22 protein-coding genes are annotated in these 23,740 nt (G+C 55.8%); 16 read left to right on the top strand and 6 right to left on the bottom strand.

What is annotated here, in order from left to right; all coding sequences use genetic code 11:
- Positions 1 to 72: 72 nt before the first annotated feature.
- Together C5Y44_RS00450 and idi are read left to right on the top strand one after the other, a co-directional pair.
- On the top strand, positions 73 to 630 hold the full coding sequence (locus C5Y44_RS00450) for a hypothetical protein (RefSeq protein ID WP_233189768.1): 558 nt from the start codon (positions 73 to 75) through the stop codon (positions 628 to 630).
- Positions 630 to 1,205: an isopentenyl-diphosphate Delta-isomerase gene (idi, locus tag C5Y44_RS00445; protein WP_105323187.1), complete on the top strand. Its 576-nt coding sequence runs from the start codon at positions 630 to 632 to the stop codon at positions 1,203 to 1,205. Before C5Y44_RS00450 ends, idi begins: the two co-directional genes overlap by 1 nt.
- Here idi and C5Y44_RS00440 read toward each other — a convergent pair.
- The gene (locus C5Y44_RS00440; RefSeq protein WP_233189767.1) at positions 1,202 to 2,557 is read right to left on the bottom strand and encodes a carboxylesterase family protein; all 1,356 of its coding nucleotides are present in this window, start codon (positions 2,555 to 2,557) and stop codon (positions 1,202 to 1,204) included. The genes idi and C5Y44_RS00440 overlap by 4 nt on opposite strands.
- Positions 2,558 to 2,611: 54 nt before the next feature.
- On the opposite strand from C5Y44_RS00440, the gene C5Y44_RS00435 reads away from it, so the two are divergent.
- Both C5Y44_RS00435 and C5Y44_RS00430 read left to right on the top strand, forming a co-directional pair.
- Positions 2,612 to 2,797 carry a hypothetical protein gene (locus C5Y44_RS00435; protein ID WP_105323186.1) on the top strand — a complete coding sequence of 62 codons (186 nt, stop codon included), beginning with the start codon at positions 2,612 to 2,614 and terminating at the stop codon, positions 2,795 to 2,797.
- 22 nt (positions 2,798 to 2,819) lie between these two features.
- Positions 2,820 to 3,143, top strand: a complete 324-nt coding sequence (locus tag C5Y44_RS00430) for a hypothetical protein (RefSeq protein WP_369831056.1) — start codon at positions 2,820 to 2,822, stop codon at positions 3,141 to 3,143.
- 3 nt (positions 3,144 to 3,146) lie between these two features.
- Here the strand turns inward: C5Y44_RS00430 and malQ are convergent, their stop codons facing one another.
- A complete protein-coding gene (malQ, locus tag C5Y44_RS00425; protein ID WP_105323184.1) occupies positions 3,147 to 5,270 on the bottom strand; it encodes a 4-alpha-glucanotransferase in 2,124 nt (707 codons plus the stop codon).
- Positions 5,271 to 5,353: 83 nt separating this feature from the next.
- Here malQ and C5Y44_RS00420 point away from each other — a divergent pair, with 83 nt between their 5' ends.
- The 4 genes from C5Y44_RS00420 to C5Y44_RS00405 all read left to right on the top strand — a co-directional run bounded on the left by C5Y44_RS00420 (position 5,354) and on the right by C5Y44_RS00405 (position 10,047).
- Positions 5,354 to 7,189, top strand: coding sequence for a long-chain fatty acid--CoA ligase (locus tag C5Y44_RS00420; protein WP_105323183.1), 1,836 nt, complete (start codon positions 5,354 to 5,356; stop codon positions 7,187 to 7,189).
- A 162-nt stretch (positions 7,190 to 7,351) separates the two neighbouring features.
- Positions 7,352 to 8,038 carry a hypothetical protein gene (locus tag C5Y44_RS00415; RefSeq protein WP_105323182.1) on the top strand — a complete coding sequence of 229 codons (687 nt, stop codon included), beginning with the start codon at positions 7,352 to 7,354 and terminating at the stop codon, positions 8,036 to 8,038.
- Between the two features lie 113 nt (positions 8,039 to 8,151).
- The gene (locus tag C5Y44_RS00410; RefSeq protein WP_105323181.1) at positions 8,152 to 8,514 is read left to right on the top strand and encodes a hypothetical protein; all 363 of its coding nucleotides are present in this window, start codon (positions 8,152 to 8,154) and stop codon (positions 8,512 to 8,514) included.
- A 120-nt stretch (positions 8,515 to 8,634) separates the two neighbouring features.
- Positions 8,635 to 10,047, top strand: coding sequence for a PepSY domain-containing protein (locus tag C5Y44_RS00405; RefSeq protein ID WP_158255465.1), 1,413 nt, complete (start codon positions 8,635 to 8,637; stop codon positions 10,045 to 10,047).
- Between the two features lie 92 nt (positions 10,048 to 10,139).
- Here C5Y44_RS00405 and C5Y44_RS00400 read toward each other — a convergent pair whose 3' ends face one another.
- The 3 genes from C5Y44_RS00400 to C5Y44_RS00390 all read right to left on the bottom strand — a co-directional run bounded on the left by C5Y44_RS00400 (position 10,140) and on the right by C5Y44_RS00390 (position 14,023).
- Positions 10,140 to 11,291, bottom strand: coding sequence for an HNH endonuclease signature motif containing protein (locus tag C5Y44_RS00400; RefSeq protein ID WP_105323179.1), 1,152 nt, complete (start codon positions 11,289 to 11,291; stop codon positions 10,140 to 10,142).
- A gap of 198 nt (positions 11,292 to 11,489) precedes the next feature.
- On the bottom strand, positions 11,490 to 12,599 hold the full coding sequence (locus C5Y44_RS00395; protein WP_105323178.1) for a CNNM domain-containing protein: 1,110 nt from the start codon (positions 12,597 to 12,599) through the stop codon (positions 11,490 to 11,492).
- The gene (locus C5Y44_RS00390) at positions 12,599 to 14,023 is read right to left on the bottom strand and encodes a hemolysin family protein (RefSeq protein WP_105323177.1); all 1,425 of its coding nucleotides are present in this window, start codon (positions 14,021 to 14,023) and stop codon (positions 12,599 to 12,601) included. Before C5Y44_RS00390 ends, C5Y44_RS00395 begins: the two co-directional genes overlap by 1 nt.
- A 158-nt stretch (positions 14,024 to 14,181) precedes the next feature.
- Between C5Y44_RS00390 and hemW the strand changes: the two genes are divergently transcribed.
- The 7 genes from hemW to pdxY are packed head-to-tail and all read left to right on the top strand — an operon-like array spanning position 14,182 to position 20,865.
- Complete coding sequence (gene hemW / locus C5Y44_RS00385; RefSeq protein WP_105323634.1) at positions 14,182 to 15,324, top strand: radical SAM family heme chaperone HemW; 1,143 nt, start codon at positions 14,182 to 14,184, stop codon at positions 15,322 to 15,324.
- A 52-nt stretch (positions 15,325 to 15,376) separates the two neighbouring features.
- Positions 15,377 to 16,408, top strand: a complete 1,032-nt coding sequence (gene hrcA, locus C5Y44_RS00380; RefSeq protein WP_105323176.1) for a heat-inducible transcriptional repressor HrcA — start codon at positions 15,377 to 15,379, stop codon at positions 16,406 to 16,408.
- 52 nt (positions 16,409 to 16,460) lie between these two features.
- Complete coding sequence (gene dnaJ / locus C5Y44_RS00375) at positions 16,461 to 17,609, top strand: molecular chaperone DnaJ (protein ID WP_105323175.1); 1,149 nt, start codon at positions 16,461 to 16,463, stop codon at positions 17,607 to 17,609.
- An 8-nt stretch (positions 17,610 to 17,617) separates the two neighbouring features.
- On the top strand, positions 17,618 to 18,400 hold the full coding sequence (locus C5Y44_RS00370) for a 16S rRNA (uracil(1498)-N(3))-methyltransferase (protein WP_105323174.1): 783 nt from the start codon (positions 17,618 to 17,620) through the stop codon (positions 18,398 to 18,400).
- A gap of 22 nt (positions 18,401 to 18,422) precedes the next feature.
- Positions 18,423 to 19,382 carry a PhoH family protein gene (locus tag C5Y44_RS00365; protein WP_105323173.1) on the top strand — a complete coding sequence of 320 codons (960 nt, stop codon included), beginning with the start codon at positions 18,423 to 18,425 and terminating at the stop codon, positions 19,380 to 19,382.
- A complete protein-coding gene (gene ybeY / locus C5Y44_RS00360) occupies positions 19,382 to 19,957 on the top strand; it encodes an rRNA maturation RNase YbeY (protein ID WP_105323172.1) in 576 nt (191 codons plus the stop codon). Before C5Y44_RS00365 ends, ybeY begins: the two co-directional genes overlap by 1 nt.
- Before the next feature lie 59 nt (positions 19,958 to 20,016).
- A complete protein-coding gene (gene pdxY, locus C5Y44_RS00355) occupies positions 20,017 to 20,865 on the top strand; it encodes a pyridoxal kinase PdxY (protein WP_105323171.1) in 849 nt (282 codons plus the stop codon).
- Positions 20,866 to 21,019: 154 nt separating this feature from the next.
- Here the strand turns inward: pdxY and C5Y44_RS13285 are convergent, their stop codons facing one another.
- Complete coding sequence (locus tag C5Y44_RS13285; RefSeq protein ID WP_158255464.1) at positions 21,020 to 21,283, bottom strand: hypothetical protein; 264 nt, start codon at positions 21,281 to 21,283, stop codon at positions 21,020 to 21,022.
- Between the two features lie 839 nt (positions 21,284 to 22,122).
- Here C5Y44_RS13285 and C5Y44_RS00345 point away from each other — a divergent pair.
- Positions 22,123 to 23,565: an MFS transporter gene (locus C5Y44_RS00345; RefSeq protein WP_105323169.1), complete on the top strand. Its 1,443-nt coding sequence runs from the start codon at positions 22,123 to 22,125 to the stop codon at positions 23,563 to 23,565.
- Positions 23,566 to 23,740: the final 175 nt, after the last annotated feature.

Raw genomic sequence — 23,740 nt, 5'->3', positions numbered from 1 at the left:
TGTTTTGTGAGTGGGTAGACTAAAGTGCAGTTTGAGAAGTTTGTGTCATGCCAGAAGGGAAAAGATCCTCAAGTGCCATCATCCCGCGCCATTGTATCTGCCATCGCCAGCGTAAGTATTGCTGGCGTAGCCCTTGCAGGCTGCTCTTTTTTCAACCCTGAACCAAGCGGATTGGGCTCTGATGAAGACCTCGTGGTCAGCACCTCTGAGGTGCCGTCGTATCAGCCTGAAGAAACCGAAGAGCAACTCATCACCGGTGATATCACCGAGCCAGTCAAGGATGAAGGCTATGGCGTGACCTGGTGGAATCAAGGCGCGTATCAGGATAATATTTCTGGCTCCGTAGTCACCATCAAGGTGCGCAATGACACCGATTTGCCATTGCCTGCCGATGCCATCTCCGACCCCGTATTGGAAGTCGCCGACGGCAACGGTGGCTGGTCGGGCGTGGATCTTTTGCCCTATGACCCAGAGGTGAACACCAACGTGGTTGCGCCTGGTTTGGACAGGCCACTAGGTGCCGGTGCCACAACGAATTTGCAGTACCGCTTTGATGTTGCGCCCGGGAATTTGTGGAATGCGCGTTTGAAAATCGGCAATGTTGTTTGGGAAGGATCACTGACTCTTTAATGCACAATAATCTAAACCCGCAGGCAACTGATGAAGTTGTCATCTTGGCGGATGAGAACGGTAAGCCCGCAGGCACCGAAAATAAGGTCGTCGTGCACACTGCGGATACGCCGTTGCACTTTGCCTTCTCCGCGTGGTTGGTACGCGACGGGAAGCTGCTGCTCACGCGCCGGGCTTTGACGAAGCAGACTTGGCCGGGTGTGTGGACGAATTCCTTCTGCGGCCATCCAGCGCCAGAGGAGAGCAATGCCGAGGCAGTGTATCGCCGCGCGCGCGTGGAATTGGGCATTGATCCTGCAGATCTCTCAGCGCCGGAAGAAGTGCTGCCGGACTTTGCTTACCGCGCGGTAGATTCCTCAGGCATTGTAGAAAATGAGATCTGCCCGGTCTTTATTACGACTCTTGCCGCAGACGCGAGCTTTGAACCCAACCCAGAAGAAGTGGATTCTTTCCAATGGGTTGATATTGACAAGGTCATCGCAGCAATTGACGCGACCCCCGGGGTATTTTCCCCGTGGATGGTAGAAGAGCTCGCGCATGAAAAGCTGCGAGCAGCTCTTCATGCAGTCCTTTAAAAGCCCATCTCTTCTAGGTTCATTGGGTACGCCGGATATAGATAATCCAGCGTGCCCTTTTCTATTGTCTGCTCGCCGGTCTCTAAGTTGTACACCATCACCGTGCGGCGGTCTTCCTCGGATTGCGCGCGATATTGCGGTAGGCCTTCGGGTTTGCCGGTGTGGATGAAAGATTGCACCCAGTTATTGAGAATGCGGGCGGTCTCGGCCTTTTTCTCATCGCGGACATCGACGGTGTGCACGCCGAAGAGATAACGCAGCTCATCACAGTGCAGCGCGGGCTTGGTGGTTTTGGTAAATTCCAGCATCCAGGTATCACCCGGTGCGGCGTCACCTGCCCAGGCGACCCAGCGGCGAATCTGCGTATCACCGATGCTGCGGCCCATGGTGCGGGTCGGATCAATCTTATCGGCGGCAAATTTCCACAGGTCATAGGATTCTTTGCGTAAGCCCATCAAGATGGAGGTCTTCTTTATTATCCAGCGTTTGAAGAAGCTGTCTTTCAAATTATCGGCCCATTTGCCGCCGATATCGTGGTAGAACTCATCGCGCGTAGACGCCAAAAGGACGGGCACATCGGCTAATTCTTCCGGCTGAAAAGGTGCGGGGCCAAGCGCCATGTCCAAAATATAGCGCGTGCGAAACAGTTTAAAGGTACGCTTTAAGCGCTTTGGCGAAGCTTTTTCAAAAGACCGGCGGGTAATGGGCTTGCCAAAGAAAGCACGCAAGGTGCCTTTGCGCTGCGCGAAGGAGTGCCGTGGGTAGCACGGGGAAATCGCGATGACCCGGCGAAATCCGCCACGATAGTGGTCTTTGCGCATCAACCACAACGCGGTGGTAGCACCGGCGGATTGGCCAATGATGGTGACATTGGTTGGGTCGCCACCGAAGGCTTCAATGTTTTTCTGCACCCACTCAAGTCCCACTTGGCAATCATCGATGCCGCGGTAAGCATGTGGTTCATCGCCTGGAAATTGCACAAAACCTTCAAAGCCCACGCGGTAACCCAACTGCACCTGGACCACCCCGTGGCGCGCATTCGCCGTACCTTCCGCGCGCGGGTCTTCATGGGTGCCGGATTCAAAGCGTCCACCGTGGATATAGACAACTACTGGATGATCCGACCCTGGTTTAGCATCGTCCGGCGTAGAAATGCTCAGTGCGATTTCATGGGGGCGCTCAACGGTGGCATCGAAAAGCTGCTCTGGCACGAACTCTGCTGGCTGTGCTGGCGCGAAGCGCGTAGGTAAATCCAAAAAATCAATGGAATGGAAGAAATTTACACCATCGTGGGAAAGACCTTGATAGATTCCCGCAGGTGCTTTCACGAGCACGGTAGACACAGTAGACATGACACACCAGTTTAGCGGTTTCGCCTCAAACTCATCAGCTAGAATCTCTGGATAATGGAGTGGTTTAGAGAATTAAGCGACGGGCTCACGGAGCCTTTCGTCACAGCGCCGGTCTGGCAGCAAATGGGCACCATCATCTTGGTGGGCGTACCAGCGCTCATCGTGCTGGCCTGGGTGCTCATGGGGGTTATTGACCTCATTAGTGGTGCTATTGGCAAAGTGATTTCGTCGGATTCATAGGCCACGGGCTAAGATGGGCACCGTGTCAAGCCCTGAATCTAATCCGCAATCCTCCGATAACTCCGATCGCAAGGATAAAGAACGCGTAAGCAAAGAACGCGTGGGCTTTGATGATATTTTGCCGTTTAACCTCGACCCCAGCTACGACCCACGCGAAGGCCTGTGGGATCCGGAGCGGGCAGAGCGCGAAGAGGACGTCAAAGACGAAGCCGCAGTACCGGAACCAGCGCCGCCGGTTCCGGTAGTCAAGCGCAAACGCGCGCTGCCGAGGAGTTGGGTCAATATCACCTTGCGCGCAATGTTCGTGCTGGTGATCCTCGCCGCGCTGTGGGGCCTTTTCTTCTAGCTGCTAAACCGTGCGTTTGCTGGTCGCGGCAATAGTGCGAAATAGCGGATTGTCCGCCAGCTGCTCAATTAAAACCGGCTGACCTGAGCTATCGCACAGCGGAATGCACCAGTTCGGATACAGATCATTAGTGGTGCCCGGCTGGTTTTGCGCGCGAATATCACCGACCATATCTACCAAATTGGTGCAAGTTAATGCCGCGGGAGTGCCCGCGATAAAAGCGTGTAGCGCGCCCATAAGCTGGGTTGGATTGCCGCGTTCCTGCCGGGACAGATGTGCGAAATCGCGCTCGGGCAAAAGCCCACTGTCAGACATCAAGTGCAGCACCTGCGCCTGGAAGTCGAGATCCTCGGCAATTTCTTCTTCCACAGGGCGGGTAAACAGCCCTAGGTGCTCGCGCAGGGTGATGTGCTCGCCGCCGAGATAAGCCAGGGTCGGCGGAAGATCGTGAGTACCTACCGAGGCAAGAGCCAACGGTCGGTATCGAGCTTGCGGCAGGGGAGCACCCTGCTCATCGCGTTCAAACCACACGATGGACGTACCCAAAAAGCCTTTATCGCGCAGGGTGTCTTGAATCCACGGTTCCATGGTGCCCAGGTCTTCGCCGATAACGACGGCGCCGGTGCGCTCAGCCTCCAGTGCGAGCACTCCCAGCATGGCTTCAAAGTCATAGGCAACATAGGTTCCCGTCGTCGGCGGGGACATACGCGGAATCCAGAACAAGCGGAAAAGGCCCAAGATATGGTCCACGCGCACACCGCCCGCATTGCGCAGCACCGCTTCGAGCATGTCCCGCCACGGCCTATAGCCGGACTCCGCCAGGCGCACCGGGTGCCACGGCGGCTGCGACCAATCCTGACCCTGCTGGTTGTAATCATCGGGCGGTGCGCCCACGGAAGCCTGCGGGGCCAAAAACTCCGCCAAGACTTCCGCATCCGCGCCACCCGGGTGCACGCCCACGGCCAAGTCCGTGACAATGCCAATCTTCATCCCCGCTGCCAGCGCACGCTGCTGGGCTTCGCGGAATTGCTCATCGCATAAAAACTGCAGCCACGAGTAAAAGGCAATCGCGTAGTCTTGCTCTTCCTCGTCATCGATAGCGTGCCTACCGGAGACCGCTTCTTTTTGCGCGCACCACAGCGCAAACTGTGCCAGGCCCTTGCCCTCCCTGCGGGTAAATTCCAAAAATTCGGCGGTGCGCTCCGGGGTATGTTCCAGCGCGAATAACTCACGTAATACCGCCAGCTTGGCCTCAAAGATGGCATTGCGCTCAATCGGGTCAGCGCTGTGGTTGCGTTCGCGAAACTCGGCGGCGAGTTCCGCGACATCGTCTTGCAGGGAGGCATCGAGAAGCGAAAGCTCCGGAATGTCTTCAACGCGTAAATATATGGGATTGATAAACCGGCGGGTGGTGGGAAGATACGGGGAGTCTTCCACCGGTGGCTCCGGCTCGGCCGCGTGCAGCGGGTTGATGAGCAAGAATTCCGCTCCCGCTTCCTGCGCCGCGATTTCCGCCAACTGCGCCAAATCTCCAAAATCACCCATGCCCCAGGACTGTTCCGAGCGCACCGAATACAGCTGCGCCATCACACCATAGGCAGGAGACTCCACGTACTTATCCGCAGTGGTCAGCCGCGGTGGGTAGATAATCAGCGCGCACGTGACCGGGTGGTCAAAGCCATCAGATCGCAGCACCAACTCGTGGTAACCCAGCGGCAAATCACCGGGGATGTGAAAAGTTGCCGCACCCCAGGAAATCCCATCGACTTCCACAGCAGGTTGGTCATTGGGGTCTTGGTAGACCTCGCGCCTGCCGCCGGCTTCCAGCTCAATGTGCACATCGGCGGAAGCACCGGCATGGACATGGACGAGAAAAGACTTTTCAGCACCCGCAGGCGCCACTACAGCCGGGGGCAAAGGCCGGGAAGAGCGCGCCAGGTAGTCCAGGTACAAACGGTCAGTGAGTTCTTGTTCAGTAGGGTCGGCGGAGAGGGGAACGTCAAGGGCACGGAGAGTATATTCCAGCGTGGCATCAGAAATATCGATCCACGAACCACCTTGGGAATGGAAACCTGTGGTCACCCCGTGGTTGGCTGCGAGCTCTTCCAATAGTTGGCGGTATGTCACACCACGCTATTCTGCCACATTGCAAGCATTGATAAGCTGGGAAGAGTTATTTTCGCCTCGAAGCCATATGGAAGGGCTCAGCTGTGACTTTGCAAGAAACCCATACGCCGGCAGAATTTGAAATTTTAGACAATGAGACCTGCTTGACTGCGTTGATGGACACCGCGAAAGCTCGTCCGCATGGCGTGATGTTTACCAGGCCTGCTAATTATGAGTGGGTTAATGTCACGGCCAAGGAGTTTATCCGCGAAGTATTTGACGTGGCTAAGGGCATTATTGCCGCGGGCGTGGAGCAGGGTGACCGCATCATTATTATCTCGGAGACCCGCTATGAATGGTCGCTTTTAGACTTTGCCGTATGGGCGGCGGGTGCGGTTTCGGTGCCGGTTTATCCGTCTTCCTCGCTGTCGCAGGTGCGCTGGGTGGTAGAAGATTCGGGTGCGGTGTTGGCCGTTACCGAAAGCCAGGACCACACAGAGTTGGTGCAGCATTTGCTTGTCGATGACTCCGGTAACCCCTCACTTTCTGGCTCCACCTCGCAGTTGCGCCGCATTTTGGAGATTAATTCCTCGGCGATAGATACGTTGAAATTTGAAGGTCGCTCTTTGCCTGACGATGTCGTCGATGAGCGCATTGCCGCAACCTCTACCAATGATTTGGCGTCTTTGGTTTATACCTCTGGTACCACTGGCAAGCCTAAGGGCTGCATTTTGACGCACAAGAACTGGTTGGCGGAAGTTCGTGGACTGCTGACCAACCCGATTGGTGCGATTGCCGTTCCTGGTTCGCGAGTACTGACCTTTTTGCCCATGGCGCACGTGTTTTCCCGCGCGGTGTCTTTGGCGGTCGCCATTGGTGGTGCGACGCAAAATCACTGGTCGGACTTTTCTTCGCTTTCGGTGGAATTCCAGCGATCCCGCCCGAACCTGATTTTGGGCGTGCCGCGCGTCTTTGAAAAGGTGCGTAACTCGGCGGCACAAAAGGCTGCCGATGGCTCCGCTATCAAGCGCGGGACTTTTGAACAAGCTGAACAAGCTGCCATTGAATATTCCAAGGCTTTGGATACTGAGGAAGGTCCAACGCGGATTCAAAAGGCTAAGCACAAGGTCTTTGACCGCATGGTGTATTCCAAGATCCGCGAAGGCGTGGGCGGTTCGGTGCGCTACTGCATCACCGGCGGCTCGGCTATGGGCCAAGACCTCCTGCATTGGTTCCGCGGCATTGGCGTGCCAGTGTATGAAGGCTATGGTCTCACCGAAGTCGCTGCCGCTGTCACCGTTGACTTTGACGACCAGCAAATCGGTACCGTTGGCCCGCCCATTGGTGGCATGACCGTGCGCACTAATGGCGTCGGCGAGATTTTGGTCAAAGGCCCCACCGTCTTTGCCGGCTACTGGAATAATGAGGAAGCCACCAAGGAAGCCTTACACGGCGAGTGGTACAACACCGGCGACCTGGGCGAAATCCTCGATAACGGCAAGCTCATGATCACCGGCCGTAAGAAAGACCTCATCGTCACTGCGGGAGGTAAGAATGTCTCGCCTGGGCCGATGGAAGATATCTTGCGTGCACACCCGTTAGTTTCGCAGGCCATGGTCGTCGGCGATGGTAAACCTTTTGTCGGCGTGCTGATTACCTTGGACCCGGATATCTTGAAGCGCTGGAAACTGGACCGCAATATTCCGGAAAACCGCTCAACGAAAGAGCTGGCCACAGAACCGCAGCTGCGTGCGGAAATCCAAGACGCCATCAATGAGGTCAATGCCACGGTGTCGCATGCTGAAGCCATTAAGAAGTTTTATATTCTGGAGTCAGATCTGACCGAGGAAGAAAATGAACTCACCCCGACGTTAAAGGTCAAGCGCAATGTTGTGGCGCAGCGCTACAGCGACGCAATTGATCATCTTTACGCCCGCTAAACATCAATGGCTGTGAAATTACGGAGTGTCTAACAGATATTTCTCAAGATCTGCAATAGAGTCAGTCGCGTTAACCATTACTCTCAAGTTTAAGTTGAGGGTCAGGAATTTTGTAGGCACGGACCCACTGGGCTAGAGATTGCGGAAGGAGAGGCTAAGACAATGCGCAAGATTGCCGCCGAGCTTCGGCACCGCGAACTAACCCAGGAAATCTACAACATCGGGGATGAAGTCGCTCAGTACATTGAAAACCTCATCGAGGCCATCGAGGACTGGGACAATGACTTGGCCATGGACTGCCTAGCCGAGCTTGGTGACATCATCGAAGATGCCCGTGTGGATTCCGGCCGCTGCGTAGGCGAGCTTATCGGCCTGCGTCAGGCGCTGGTTTCGGGCTTGCGCTCTGGAACCATCTCGGCGGCCGCTTCCGGCCAGCATGATGTGGAGGCTCCGCATACATTCAATGCGCAGACTCTCGAAGCCGATTTCCCGATCGATGGCCCGCCTGTTGCGGTGCACCAGCTCGCTGCCGCGTTGCAGGACCGCACGGCTGCGACCGCGGACTATCTGCGTGATGTCGTCGAATACGTCCTTGACCAAACCGATGCCGTTGCGCGCAATCTGGACATGGTTTCCTTACCGCAGCTGTACAACCGCACCGGCCAGCAGGTCAACGCTGCGTGCCACGGCTGGTACCGCACCGTGGTGGAATCCCACTTTGCTTATGTTCGCACCATGCGCGGGCACAATCCGCCAGCGTTTTTGGAAGAGCGCGCGCGTATTGACCGCATCGTAGCCAAGGTAGCCGCCAAGCGGGCCGCTGCAAAACGTTCCGCGACGACGGCTTAGGCAGGAATATTTTCCTCACGGGAAAACAAAAGTGATAGGCTAGCGGCTGTGCCTTGCCTGATGGCGGGCTGTGTAAAAATTGAATCACCCTACTGCCGAAAGAGAAGAAATAGATGCGTTCTATTCGCAAGTCCCTGATCGCTGCATCTACCGCTGCCGTAGTTGCACTGTCCGCAACCCCTGCCTTCGCACAGAGCTCCAACGATGAGAACCAGAAGAAGGACACCTCGCTGTCTTCGAACTTCTCCCTGTCTTCCGAGATTGGTGACAAGCTTGAAGCTACTGACTCTCAGCGCGACGTTTGGGGCATTGAGAAGAACTCCAGCGAGGCAACCAAGTTCGACCAGCTCAACTACGCCTACGTCATCGCTTCTGCGGTAGCACTCATTGGTGGCGGCGCTGCTTTTGCTTCCCAGGTTCCTGAGGTGCGCGAGATTGCAGAGCAGTTCAACATTGAATTGCCACGCTTTTTCTAAGCACAATCTTTAAATAGCTAAAGCTTCGACCTTCGGGTCGGAGCTTTTTCTTATGCCCAGGAATTAGATGGATCGGAACTATTTCAGCTTTGATACGACTTATTATCTGTGAAAGATAACGTGTCAGTGAGGTCCGCTGTCCCATCCCGTCGAGGCAGGGGATCCTATGGCATTATCCACCGGCTGCATTCGGTGGCGGGAGTATTTTTCGCGCCGCTATTGGTTATCTCAGCATTGTCGGGTTTCGTGTACGCATTCGCGCCGACCCTGGAGAGTGTGGTTTACCACGATGCGATTACCGCGAGCTCTACGGAAGGCCCGCAACCCCTCGAAGAACAAGTAGAAGCCGCTCGGGCAGTGCACCCAGATTTGCAACTGTCCGCGGTGCAAAGCTTCGAAGACCCCACCCAGACCACGCGCGTGCTTTTCGATGACCCCGCCTTGGAAAACTCCAGCTACCGACAGGCGGTCTTTGTCGACCCTGGCTCTTTGGAAATCACAGGCGAGCTAGTCCAATACGGTTCTTCCCGAGCCCTGCCTCTGCGTACCTGGATCTCTGAAGGCCACCGCCAGCTGTGGCTCGGCGAGTACGGCCGTATCTACTCCGAGATGGCCGCCTCCTGGCTCGGGATTCTGGCGCTTGCCGGTGCGTGGGTGTGGTGGGTGCGCTGGCGCGTCGGTAAGGGTTCAACCACAGGTTCGCGAAAAGGTTCAACAGCGCATGCCAAGCGCAAGAAGGCTCGCAGCATTCACAGCGTCCTGGGCGTCTGGCTTTTGCCCGGCTTTCTGTTTCTCACGGTCACCGGTCTAACGTGGTCGTCCATGGCTGGCGGCAATATCGCCAATCTGCGCGCGCAATTGGATTGGGTGCAGCCCACCCCGGAAACCAGCATCTCTGCCACCACCATGACTGCAACGACTGGTACCCATGATGAACACGCGCACCATCACCAAGGCGGTCACGAGGAATCCTCAACGCTCGCGGGTCAAGACGACCTGGCACAGACTTACATCAGCCAGATCGATACCGTTGCCGACACTTCCCGCGAAGCTGGCATGAGCGGCATCATTGAGATTGCTCTGCCAGCAGAAGAGGGCGATGCCTGGACTGTTACCGAAATGCGCGAGTCGTGGAAGCTCGCCAACGATGCCATCTCCGTCAACGGCGAGACCGGCGAGATCGTTGACCGCGTCGACCACGCCGATTGGCCATTAGCCGCGAAGCTTTCCGCTTGGCTGATTCAGCTGCACATGGGCACGCTATTCGGCTGGATTAACCAGCTAGTGCTCGGTGTCATCGCGCTCGGGCTGCTGGTTATTATCGCGCTGGGCTACCGGATGTGGTGGCTACGCGGTCGCAATGGACGTCCGGGCCGACTGCAGGCAGCGGGGCAGTGGCGCCGCACCCGCCCAGTAGTACTCGCCGGCATCATCGCATTCTTGGTGGCTTACTCGGTCATGGCGCCGATGTTCGGCATCAGCCTCGTTGCTTTCCTTGCCATCGACGCGGTGACTCAAGCCCTCCGGCGCTAGGCGCAAGCCTTTTCTTAAAAAGGGATCGCCGAATTGGCTAACCAGCCTGTTTGACTGGCTAGCTTTCGCCAGCTGTGGGGATCGCCCCTGTTTTAAATCAGGTCCATCGCCCCCATGCTGCTCACGTGGTGGGTGTTGCCCACCAGCTTCCCACCAGGGGTGTGCAGGCGGACCTTGCCGCGGTGGCGTCGCATTCGGCCGCGCTTGGGTTTGCCCGGACTCGGCTTCCCGTTTCCTCGCTTATTTTTTCTTTTCTGTGACCCGGGATTACCCAGGTCACCATCATCATTCAAACCGTTGTGATACTTACAGAGCATCGTCAGGTTCGACGGCTTGGTATGGCCACCATTCTTATGAGCATCGATGTGGTGCACCTGGCATCTATCCGCGGGCACATTGCAGTCCGGCCACGGGCACACCAGGTTTTCTGCCATGGCTAAAGTTCGTAGCTTGTCGGATGCGAAGCGGGCCTCGTAGAGATTCACAGGCCCGGCGGTGGGGTGGAAAAGTCCGACGTAGAGCTTATCGCCGAGTGCACCTTCCATCGCAGCGTTGATGAATTCAGCGCCCGTCATGGTCGTGCCGTCGGATAAAGCAACAATGACGTCCTCGCCTTTGCCGCAGGAAACTTTCGCGAAATCCTCGAGACCAATAGCAATCACGGTGCGGTATTCCGGGCGGATAAGCCCGGTGCCGCCTCCTTCGACAAGGTCCCAAAAAGGATCCAGCAAAGCTTCGGAACGAGGAACGTCGTCAGAAGCTGCGGCGTCGAGGGTCTTTTCTAAGTCGGTAATACGGCGTTGGGTATCGGTGATGCTGATAGTTCGTAGGCCGTCTACAACGCGACCTAGGCGTACACCGCGCTGTTTGGGTGTGTCGCCGCCTTCTTCCGTGACACGTTTTTTGGCGTAGGCTTCGACTTCTTCGAAGGTGCCCTCAAACGCGATAAGTTCAGCACGCAAGCGCCAGGCGGCACCGCGCTTCTTCAACTTCTTGGCGTGCTTTTCCACCATCTCTAAATACTCAAGGCTTAACCCTCGCTCTTCGGCAAGAGCTACCGATTCGCGTTGCAGCCGCGGTGAGTCGGTGGGGCCGAAAAGGACATCGGCCAGCGAGGTAAAATTCTTCGCGGTCTTGCGAGCCATGCCATCGCTAGCCATGTCATACGGCGAGCGTTTAGACATGTCTCTTAAGATGCCTATCGCTTGGCTGGTGAGAGCCATAAATTCTTCGTATTTATCCATGCCTTCGAAACTAAAACGCCTTTGCAAGCTCGCGCTAGTGCAAGGCCAAAAACCTGTGGATAACTACGTTGACACGTCACACAACAGTCCTAGTTATCCACAGGCGGGCCAATCTGGCCGCGATATTAAATGGAAAAAGGGTCTGACTTCGAAAACAATGTCGAAGTCAGACCCTCGAATTACGAGAACGAAGTTTTACTAGTTCTCGTCACCCGGTTGCTGCGGGCGGCGGAAAGCCGCGCGCTCTTCGGGTGGGAGAGTAGGGACCTTGTCCAGCTCTTCGGTAATCTGTGGCCACAGCTGGCCCATGATGTTATTCCACGTCAGAATCCACACCGCCTGGGCGCCAGGTTTGTTGTTGACCTTGCCCACGATGATCATCTGCTCATTGCGCGCACGCATGTGATCCAAAGTGTGCTGCACCGTGGTGGAGCTAGCAACGTTCAGCGCAGGACGCGAGAACTGCAGGGCAGGGGCGTCCGGCTCGGCCATCAAGGTGTCACGCACGTGCACAACCTGGGGCAGGCGCGAATTCTTTGGGTAAATTAAAGCACGCATGATGTCTTTGGACAGGCACAGGGCTTGGAGCTCGGAGACGGTGGCATCGGCAGGCAAAGGCACAATCTCCGAACCGTGCAGGCGCGCAAACTCGCCGACGGTGGAGGTCTCCAGTTCAATCACACCGGTGATCTGAGACGCCGAGGACTCATCCAGGGTGCCGGTCTCACGGGAGTGCTCAACCAAGGTGCGCAGCGTATCCACGTCGTAGCCGGCAGCGCCAGCGCGGTCAACTGGGTTTTCACCAGCTCGGCGGACCATTGCGTTTGCCATGTTGTTGATCCACACCAGCAGTGGGCGGAACAACCAGATGAAGCCGCGGGCTGGAATAGCGATATAATGCAGCGCGGTCTCCGGGTGGGTGATTGCCCAAGACTTCGGAGCCATCTCACCGATGACCAGGTGCAAGAAGGTCACGATGAACAGGGCGACGATGAAGGAAACAACATCGGCGATGCCCAAAGGCAGACCCATGGCCTCCAGCGGGGCGACCAACAAGTGGTGCACCCACGGTTTGGTTACCGCACCCAAAATGAAGGTAGCGGCGGTAATACCCAATTGGGCACCGGCCAACATGATGGTCAACTCATTGAGAGAACGCAGACCAGCGCGGGATGCGCGAGAAGTCTCAGCGGTTTCTTCCAGGCGGTTGCGGCGAGCACTCAGCAAAGAGAACTCAATGATGACAAAGAAGGCGGAGAGAACAATCACCAAGATGGTGACAATCAAGTTAAAAATCCAGCCGTCCATTAGCGCACCTGCCCTTCATCGTTAGATTCAGAGACTGGGGCGTCATCAGCGTCCTTGTCGTCATCATCATTCGCGACTTCCTCAACCAACTCAATGGCCAAGACAGAAGGGACGTGGCGGTCAACTTCTTGCACATGGATATTCAAATGACGCTTCGGGGCATCTTCTTCCACCCAATCTTCCGGCTCAGCTTCCAAGTCAATGGTGTGGGTTTCACCTTCGACCACCAACGACCCGGTGTGCGCGATGAGCAGACCGGCGATGGTTTCGAAGTCACCTTCGGGCAGGTCGTGGCCGATGGCGCGTTCGATTTCATCGAGAGGTGTGTCGCCATCGACAAGCCAATGCGTCTCGTCTTGCTCGGTGATCTCTTCTGTTTCCTCGACGTCGTGTTCGTCGGCGATATCGCCCAAGATTTCCTCAGCGAGGTCCTCCAAAGTCACGATGCCAACGAAACCGCCATACTCATCGATAACACACGCCAGCTTTTCATCCGCCTGGCGCAGCTCTTCCACCAAGTTCGGCAAAGGCATCAGCTCAGGCACGACGACGGAATCTTTCATGACTTCCGTGACCGGCGCATCCGGGGCGCCTTCCCACGTCAACACATCAAAAAGATGCACCACGCCGACCGGGTTGTGGTCGTCATCAATGACCGGGTAGCGCGTGTGGTTCGAAGCCATCAGCTCCCGCACTTCGGCAATGGTGGTTGAAGGTTCGACAACATCGGTGCGCGAGCGCGGCACCATGGCGTGGTCGACGTCTTCATGCGGGAAATGCAGCAAGCGGTCGAGCACCAGGTAGGTGTCATCATCCAAATCACCAGATTCGCGGGAATTATCCATGATGGATTCCAGATCGTCAGAGGTGGCAGAAGAATCCACGTCTTCCAAAGGCTCAATCTTGAAAGCCCGCAAGATGGCGTTCGAAGACCATTCAAAGAAGTTGATCAAAAACCCGAAAATCTTCAGATAGATATTGGTTGGAGTTGCCAACCAGAGAGACGACTTCATAGGTGCGGCAATGGTGTAGTTCTTCGGGAACAATTCCGCGAACAACATGGTGGCAATCGTGGACACTACCAGTGCCAAGACAGTACCAACGCCAACTGAGACTGCGGTTGGAATGCCAACGCCGCCCAGCAAAATGCCCAGACCCTGGCCAACGAGCGGCTCAGCGACATAACCAATGAGCAGGCCTGTCACTGTAATGCCCAGCTGAGCGCCGGAGAGCATAAAGGAAGTTTTGTGAGTAATTTTAAGTGCTCGTTGCGCGCGAGTGTCGCCGCTTGCCGCCAGGGTTCTAAGCTGGGCGCGGTCAACTGACATGTAGGCAAATTCTTGCGCTACGAAGAAGGCGTTTGCAACGATGATCAGGCCAATAACTACGATGCCACCTAAAATCATCAAGATTGCGGTCATCATAGTGCTCCCCACCACCTAGGTATTTGGTAGCGGGGACATCGACTCGGAGGTTCCACCAGCGGGTGCCTTTCTTTGAGTTGGAAAATCAGGTTCATATCATTTTGGAAATGATGTGACAAGATTACACGGATTTCGCGTTAAGCGTTAGTGTAATGGCCATGACAGACTCGTTTGGGCTTTATATCCACGTGCCGTTTTGTGCAACGCGCTGCGGCTACTGCGATTTCAATACTTATACCCCGGGTGAGCTGGGAAGCCCACGGGATCTCACCGGCCCGTATTTGGATGCGTTAGAGCGCGAATTAGAAAAGGCCGCGGAGAAAATTAACCGCCCGGCCGATACCATTTTCGTTGGCGGCGGCACCCCCTCGCTGTTGGGTGGCACGGGCCTTACTCGCGTGCTCAATGCGGCGCGCAATAGTTTCGGGATTTCACCTGGTGCGGAAATCACTACGGAATCGAATCCGGAGTCGACTTCGCCGGAGTTCTTTGAGCAGATCAAAGAGGCAGGCTTTACCCGCGTAAGCCTCGGCATGCAGTCAGCATCCTCGCACGTGTTGCAGATTTTGGAGCGCGCACACACCCCAGGGCGGCCTTTTGCCGCGGCGAAGGAAGCCAAGGCCGCAGGCTTTGAGCATGTCAACTTGGATATGATTTACGCAACGCCGACGGAAACAGATGATGATGTCCGCCGCACGCTCGACCTCGCGCTGGACACGGGCGTGGACCACATCAGTGCCTATTCCCTCATCGTCGAAGATGGCACCCGCATGGCGCGCAAGGTGGCCAAAGGTGAGCTTCCCATGCCGGATGAAGATGTCATGGCCAGGCGCTACGAGATTATCGCGAGCAGGCTAGACGATGCCGGCTTTGGCTGGTACGAGGTCTCCAACTGGGCCAAGGAAGGCGGGGAGTGCCGCCACAACATGATCTACTGGCGTGATAAAGAATGGTGGGGCGCGGGCCCGGGCGCGCATTCGCACATCGGCAAGCAGCGTTTCTACAACGTGAAATTGCCGGCGCGCTATATCAAGATGTTGGGCGAGGGCGAGTTGCCTATCGCAGATTCGGAAACGCTGACGGCGGAAGAAAACCACATGGAGAAAATCATGTTGGGTTTGCGTTTGCGCGAAGGCATCGATCGCAGCTTGCTCTCGGCTGCAGCACAGCCCGCGGTGGAAGGCTTCATCGATCGCGGATTGCTTGTCGATGACGGCCGGTTGCGAGTCACTAACGCTGGCCGCTTGCTTGCCGATGGCATCATCACCGACCTGCTTCTAGCCGAGGAGTCTGAAACTTAACAATGACTTGGTAGTGGGGTAGTATTTAGCAACCGAAGGAGGCGAGTGCTAAATGTCGAGTATCACGGACGCCAGGCGTAAAGAGGTCCTGCGCGCAATTGTGGCAGGCTTTATCTCCTCGCAAGAACCAGTCGGTTCTAAAGCATTATTGGAGCGCTATCAATTAGGGGTATCTTCTGCCACGATCCGCAATGACATGGCGGTGTTGGAAACAGAGGGGTTAATTACCCAACCCCATGCATCGTCGGGGCGCGTGCCCACGGAAAAGGGCTACCGCGTCTTCGTCGATTCGCTACATGATCTCAAGCCCTTGTCGCGGCCGGAGCGCAAAGCGATGCTGACTTTCTTAGATGGTGGCGTGGATTTGCAAGACGTGTTGCATCGAGCAGCGCGTATGCTCGCGCAGATTACTGACTCTGCAGCCGTTGTGCAGATGCCGAACCTACGGGTATCCACAGTTAAGCACTGTGAAGTCGTAGCGTTATCGCCGGTGCGTTTGCTGGTGGTTGTTATTACCGACAATGGCCGGGTGGAACAGCGCAATGTGGAGCTGGATTCTGTCATGGAAGCAGAAGACGTGTTGCGTCTGCGCGATGTTTTGAACAATGCGCTGGCTGGCAAGACCTTGGCGGAAGCCACTGCGCACTTGGATATTTTAGAAGAGCAAGTGGCACTTGATATTCGCCCGCACCTTCGTAAAGCTGCGAACGTCTTAGTAGACACGCTCGTGGAATATCCAGCAGAGCGCTACTTGCTTGCTGGCACGCCGAATCTTACGCGCAATTCCATTACTTCTCGCGGGATTGATCTCTCGGGCATTTTGGAAGCGCTGGAGGAACAAGTGGTGGTGTTAAACTTGCTCACTCGGGTGCCAGAGGTTGGCAATATCTCTGTGGTTATCGGTGAAGAACATGATGATGACCAGCTGCGCCAAGCTTCGGTTGTGACCACTGCGTATGGCACCGATGGTGAAGTTCTTGGTGGTTTAGGCGTGGTTGGTCCCACATTCATGGACTATTCAGGAACAATGTCTCGGGTCTCAGCCGTTGCACACTATGTCAGCGATATTCTCGGACATGAATAAAAATTTTTAAGTTTTAAATAAAGATAGAAACGAAAAGGAACTAAATCTCCCCATGGCTCGTGACTACTACGGCATCTTAGGCGTGGAATCTAACGCAACCGATCAGGAAATTAAAAAGGCTTATCGCAAGCTCGCGCGTAAGTACCACCCAGATGTTAATCCCGGCGATGAAGAAGCAGCGGAGAAGTTCCGCGAAGCTTCCTTAGCGCAAGAGGTTCTGCTGGATCCGCAGAAGCGTCGGGTAGTGGATATGGGCTCTGACCCGATGGAGCAGCAAGCCGGCGGTGGCGGCTTTGGCGGTGGCGGCTTCGGAGGCGGCGGACTGGGCGATATCTTCGCTGAGTTCTTCGGTGGCGGCGGTGGCCAAGGCCGCGGCCCACGCTCGCGCGTACAGCCTGGCAATGACGCGCTGCTGCGCACCTCCATTACTTTGGAAGAAGCTTATGCTGGCATGCGCAAGACCGTCACGGTTGATACCGCGGTGCTCTGTGATCGCTGTTCTGGTTCCGGCTCTGCATCGAAAGCTAAGCCTGTGACCTGTACCGGCTGTGGTGGCGCGGGTGAAATTCAAGAAGTGCAGCGCTCCTTCCTGGGCAACGTGATGACTTCCCGTCCGTGTCCGCAGTGCCAGGGCTTTGGTGAGGTCATCACCGATCCTTGTAACCACTGTGGCGGTGATGGCCGCGTGAAGAAGCGCCGCGACATCACCGTCAATATCCCAGCCGGTATCGGCGATGGTATGCGCATCCGCATGGCTGACCAAGGTGAAGTCGGCCACGGCGGCGGCCCGGCTGGCGACCTGTATGTCGAAGTGCACACCCAAAAGCACCCTATCTTCGAGCGTGACGCCGATGACTTGCATGTCTCTGTGCGCGTGCCGATGGTCGACGCCGCCCTTGGTACCTCTTTCCCCGTCGAACACCTCGACGGTGAATCTTTGGAAATCGACATCGAACCTGGCACCCAGCCCGGCGAAGCGATCGTGCTCGACGGCAAGGGCATGCCACGCCTGCGTACCGATGGTCACGGCAAGCTGTATGCCCACGTCGACGTCCTGGTGCCTACGGACTTGGATAAGAAGACCAAGGAGCTACTCGAGCAAATCCGCGACAAGCGCGAGGAATCCTCGAAGGTGCACTCCGCCGATGACAACGACGGCGAAGGTTTCTTCGACCGTCTCCGCGACCGCTTCCGTCGTTAGGAGTTAACTTGTCTTTGCCGGCTTTTTTGCACCCGAATCTGGTCGGAGTTGCTGAAGGGAATGTTGTATCCCTTTCTGGCGCGGAAGGCCGCCACGCGGTAACCGTTAAGCGCTTGGAACCGGGCGAGAAAGTGCTGCTGGTCCACGCGCCATCTGAGATCGACCGTTCATCAGAGGGTATTTTCGCCGAAGCTACGGTGACAGAAACCCGCGGCAAAGACGAACTCCTTGCCACCGTCGAGAAAATCGGGAAGACTCCGGAGCCAAACCCACGGGTAACCGTGGTGCAAGCCATTCCAAAGTCTGAGCGTTCTGAATTGGCGATTGATCTGGCGACCCAAGCTGGCGCGGATGAGTTTATTGCGTGGCAGGCGGATAGGTGCATCGCTAAGTGGGACGGCAAGAAGGCACCCAAGGCCTTGGCGAAGTGGCAAAGCCAAGCCCACGCCGCGGCCAAGCAGTCCCGGCGCACGCGCGTGCCTTTTGCCCACGGCCCGTTGACCACACCGCAACTGGTACAGCATCTGGCCGGGCGTGACAACGCGCTGGTCTATGTCCTGCACGAAGACGCCACCGAGTCCATCAAAGATGTTCCGCTGACGGTGGATGCTGCGGAGACCACCGAGCTGATCCTGCTCATTGGCCCTGAAGGCGGAATCGGCGACGAGGAACTTCAAACGCTACAAGCCGCCGGCGCGCAAGCGATCAAGCTGGGCCCGGAGGTATTGCGCACGGCATCGGCAGCCATGGTGGCTTTAGCGGCAATCGGGGTACGCACGAGTCGATGGTAAGGACGCTGGTAGATTGATAAACGTGGCTATCATTACAAAAAAGTTTGACGTCGACTCCGCCTATACCAGCGCCGTGCTGGGCACTGCGGATGACAACCTGCGGGTGCTCAATAACCTGCTGGATGTAGACCTTTTTGCGCGCGGCAACGTGGTGACTGTAACGGGTCCCGACTATGAAGTAGCCCGCGCGAAGAAAGCCCTGGATGAGCTTGAAGCTATCGCGCGCCGGGGCCACGCTGTCACCCCGGATACGGTTAAGCACACTGTGGATATGATTTCCGTGGATGCGCCGGAGTCGGTCTCGCAGGCACTGGCTGCAGATATTGTTTCGCGGCGCGGCAAGCGCGTGCGCCCGAAGACTGTTGGTCAAAGTGAGTATGTGCAGGCAATTGATGAAAACACGATTGTCTTTGGCATCGGCCCCGCTGGTACCGGTAAGACCTATTTGGCTGTGGCCAAGGCCGTGCAGGCACTGCAGAATAAGCAAGTCAGCCGCATTATCTTGACCCGTCCTGCTGTGGAGGCAGGGGAGAAGCTGGGCTTTTTGCCGGGCACCTTAAATGACAAGATCGACCCGTACCTGCGTCCGCTCTATGACGCTTTGCGCGACATGATGGATGCGGAGATGATTCCAAAGCTTATGGAAGCAGGAATCATCGAGGTAGCGCCTTTGGCGTATATGCGCGGTCGCACGCTTAACGATGCCTTCGTTATCCTAGATGAAGCCCAAAACACCACTGCTGCGCAGATGAAGATGTTTTTGACACGTTTGGGCTTTGGTTCCAAGATCGTGGTCACCGGTGATATCTCTCAGGTGGACTTGCCTTCGGGGCAGGTCTCGGGCCTGCGGTTGGTGCGCAAAATCTTGAACAATATCGACGATGTGCACTTTTCGGAGCTCAAATCAGCCGACGTAGTGCGCCACCAACTAGTCGGGCGGATTGTCAGCGCTTATGACAAATATGATGAGGATAATAAGTAATGAGCATCGAATTTTTCAATGAGTCCGGCTTCGACGGTGTGAATGAGGAAATGCTCATTGATGTCGCCTCCTTCGCGCTGGGTGCCATGGATGTTAACCCCGATGTGGAGTTGACTATGACATGCGTGGATTTAGAAACCATCGAAGAGCTGCATGTGCGCTGGATGGACTTGGAAGGTCCTACCGATGTGATGAGCTTTCCCATGGATGAGCTCACTCCAGGGGCTATGACCCCGCGTCCTGATGCGCCGGAAATGGGCCCTGCAATGTTGGGCGATATCGTGTTGTGCCCAGCTTTTGCTGAGCGCCAAGCCGATGCCGCCGGCCACTCGCTATCGCATGAGCTAGCACTGTTGACTACCCATGGCTGCTTGCACCTTCTGGGCTATGACCACAGCACCCCTGCTGAAGAACAAGAAATGTTCGCGCTGCAAAATGAGCTTTTGGCCGATTGGTATGACTCTTTGTCCAAGCGCGGATTGAGTTTCCAGCCGAAGCCGTCGGGGGCGAAGGCGTTTCCATCGGCAGCCGATCGCGAAACTTTAGACGAGCAAATCGATACTGACTTTGAGTAGCGAATGTTAACCCGACGCTAGTTTCTATTGGTTCTGGTGGCGGGAGTAACATTGCGGGCATGAATATCCTGTCGATCCAGTCGCACGTAACGTTTGGCCATGTCGGTAACTCTGCAGCCGTATTCCCGCTGCAGCGTATCGGCCATGAGGTGTGGCCAGTGCACACTGTTAATTTCTCCAACCACACCGGTTATGGTGACTGGGGCGGACCATTAGTTTCTGCTGCTGATGTATCTAGCATTATCGACGGAATTGAGCGCCGCGGTGCTTTTGAAAAGCTCAACACCATTGTCTCTGGCTACCAGGGCGGCCCGGATATTGCCGGCGCAATTGTGGATGCCGTCACCCGCATCAAGGCAGTCAACCCCGACGCGCTTTATGCCTGCGACCCTGTGATGGGTAACGAGAAATCCGGCTGCTTCGTCTCCGATGAAATCCCGCCACTTTTGCGCGATAAGGTCGTGCCAGTTGCCGATATCATCACCCCCAACCAGTTTGAGCTGGGATTTTTGACCGGCAAGAAGGTCGGCAACTTGGAAGAAACCCTCGCTGCCATCAAGGCTGCCCAGGATATGGGCCCACGCGTCGTGCTGGTTACCTCCGTGCAGCGTCCTGAGACCGAAGAAGGCAGCATCGAAATGATTGCCGCCGACGGCGACGATGCCTACATTGTGAAGACCCCGCACCTTCCTTTCAAGCGCAACGGCTCCGGCGACGTGACCACCGCACTTTTTGCCGGTCATTACACCGAAACCAAGGACGCCTCCGTCGCCCTTGCACGCACCGCGTCTTCTGTCTTCGACCTGCTTCAGACCACCTTTGAGGCCGGCACCGAAGAGCTCCAACTCATCGAATCCCAGGAGTTCTTCGCACACCCACGCCTGCAGTTTGAGGTCACCAAGATCTAATCCCCAAGACACACAGTGGGTTTATCCCGCACCTGAGAAATCGGCAAGGAGCTTGAGCTTTCTTGCCGATTTTTTGATCCCTGCTGGTGTGCCTAGGAGTGGCGCTTGGTTAAAGGAATCCGTGTGCCTGCAGCATGCTTACTTGATCATCGGATTAAGCATTGCCGCTACGGTTTCTTCTGTCAGAAGATTTCTTTGCATAGGCCGAGTACACAGCTCTGGATTGTTCTACCCAGAATTCCTCTTTTTCCGTTGAGGAAGCATCAGGCGCTAACAGTCCTAAGTAGACAGCCAAGTTGTAGAATCCAGCTCCGGGTTTGTTCTCGTTGAGGTACATCACCAACGCTGAAAGCATGAGTTTTTGCCCAGGGCGCTCGTCATAGGTACGCAACACAACATCACCGAGTAGGTCTCCCATCGCATTTCTCCCTTCCGGTGACGAGAAGTCGAAACTAGGTTGGCTTGCCTTTGCTTCGAGCTCACGATTCAAGTCTGTATAGGTAGTTATCCTCTTAAGCCTTGCGACTTTTTTCAGGAAGTCACTAGCTACGGCTATAAGTTCTTCCCATTGCTCTGTGGTCCTTCCATGCGTGTTCAAGCTTGGACACTCCTTCTGTCACTTGGTGCGCTCAACGTAGTTTCGAGATTGGGTTCCACGCTACATTCTTTACTTTAGGAAATCTCTTGAATGGATGAGCGGATTTAACTGGAAACTATGTGTAAAGGTCGTCAAATTTTTTGATAATAGCCGAGAAGTAAACCTAGGGCATGTAATGAATTGGATGTTGAGGAACCTGCGCGAATTGTGTCGTGTACTGACCCTGTATTGAGATAAGAGCTAGCACTTACACATCGGTTGAACTCTCTGGGGATTATCGAAACTCGTGTGCGATGAGAGCGTTCCCGGCGAGGCTAGGAATCAAATGCCGACTTTGAAATCGTCCAATTAAGCTTTGCTGTGTACCAAGCTGTCTAGATTGCCTGATTAATATTCATCGGCAATGGTATTACCATTAAATTTTTGAAGAACTCATGGTCACGTGATTTTTCGGCGTTGTTGCTAGACAATGGGCGTGCGCGCGAAAATCACGGATGCGGTGAAAAACTGCGGAAAGTTTTGCTTGTCTCGTGAAGCAAAATCTGGCGATGGAATTTGAAGATTCTGTGTTTGAATATCGATGAGCATCTGAGCAGCAGGATTACCTGTTGCCCAGTGCCTTTCTTTATTCACACGCAGGCTAGTAATTGGAGAATCTCATGGCCGCTAATACTAAGGCGAAGGATCGTCGCGTTGCTTTTGCGACGATTGCCGGAACCACGATCGAGTACTACGACTTCTTTATCTACGCTCAGGCAGCAGGCATGGTCTTTTCCACGCTGATGTTTGAGCCACTCGGTTCGGAATTCGGCATGATGTTGTCCTTGGCCACGATTGGTATTAGCTTCCTGTTCCGCCCACTGGGTGCGTTCTTGGCAGGGCACTGGGGTGACCGTTTCGGTCGCCGCGCGGTTCTAGTAGCAACGCTTATTGGCATGGGCGTGTGCACTACGTTGATTGGTCTGCTGCCAACCTATGCACAAATTGGCATTGCAGCACCGATTGCGCTGCTGGTACTGCGCCTTATCCAGGGTCTGTGCGCTGGCGGTGAGTGGGGCGGTGCCGCGCTCATGGCTGTTGAGCACGCCGCACCACACAAGCGTGGCCTGGCGGGCACTTACCCGCAGATGGGCGTTTCGCTTGGCATGCTGCTGGCCACCGGTGTATTCGCGCTGATGACCGGTGTTATCTCACCAGGTGATGCTTTCTTGGAGTGGGGCTGGCGCGTTCCCTTTATCTTGAGCTTCGTGCTCGTGCTGCTTGGCCACTTCATTCGCCGTTCGGTGGATGAGACCCCGATCTACCAGGACATCGCCGAGCGCAAGCAGCAGACCAAGGCTCCAGTCGCGGTGCTGTTCAAGAAGCACTGGGCGCTCATCGTCGCCGCGGCAGTTCTTTTCGCAGGCACCAATGCCTCGGGCTACATCGCCACCGGCGGATTCGTTACCGCGTACACCACCAACCCGGATGGTCCTATCGCTTTCGACCGCACCACGGCGATGTTGTGCATCAGCTCCGCAGCAGGCGTTTGGTTCCTGACCACGCTAATTAGCGGCATTGTCTCTGACTACTTCGGCCGCCGCAACACCTACTTGTTCGGATACCTCTGGTTGATTGTCTTCGCGTTCCCAATGTTCGCCTTGGTCAACACCGCAGAGCCACTCAAGGTAGCGGCTGGTTTGAGCCTCTTCGCAGTCGGTCTGGGCTTCTCGTTCGGCCCACAGGCAGCCTGGTACACCGAGCTATTCCCGGCCAACATTCGCTTCTCTGGCGTGTCTATTTCTTATGGTATCGGCACGGTCATTGGTGGTGCTTTCGCACCGACCATTGGCCAAGGTCTGCTGGAGGCTACCGGTTCGACCAACGGCATTGCCGTGTACATCATCGTTATGTCGGCACTGTCTTGCTTCGCCGCGCTGCTGCTTCACGATGTCCCACGTCGCGCCCTCGGCATCGACCACCAGGAAGAGCAGGAGCACTATGCGCGCCTGCGCCTGGGTAAGACCGAGCCTTACACCGCTGCTCCGCAGCTTGTCGATGCCCACGCGGATGGCCAAGCAGCTCCCGCTAACCCAGATGACCTGGAGCGAGTAACAACTTAAAAACCGATGAGACTGATGAGAAAGTCTCTCCAGAGATAAATCCTCCGGATACTTGCCGCTAAACAGGCTGGTGTCCGGAGGATTCTTTTGTCTTAGTGGAACTTATCGCTGCTCACAACGGTCTAAGTAGTTCGTAGCTATTAGCTACCGAACAAATTAAGTTGTGCCATTTTGG

This window comes from Corynebacterium sp. J010B-136, assembly GCF_002967075.1.
GTDB lineage: Bacteria > Actinomycetota > Actinomycetes > Mycobacteriales > Mycobacteriaceae > Corynebacterium.
This window is presented reverse-complemented; position numbering and strand designations above follow the sequence as displayed.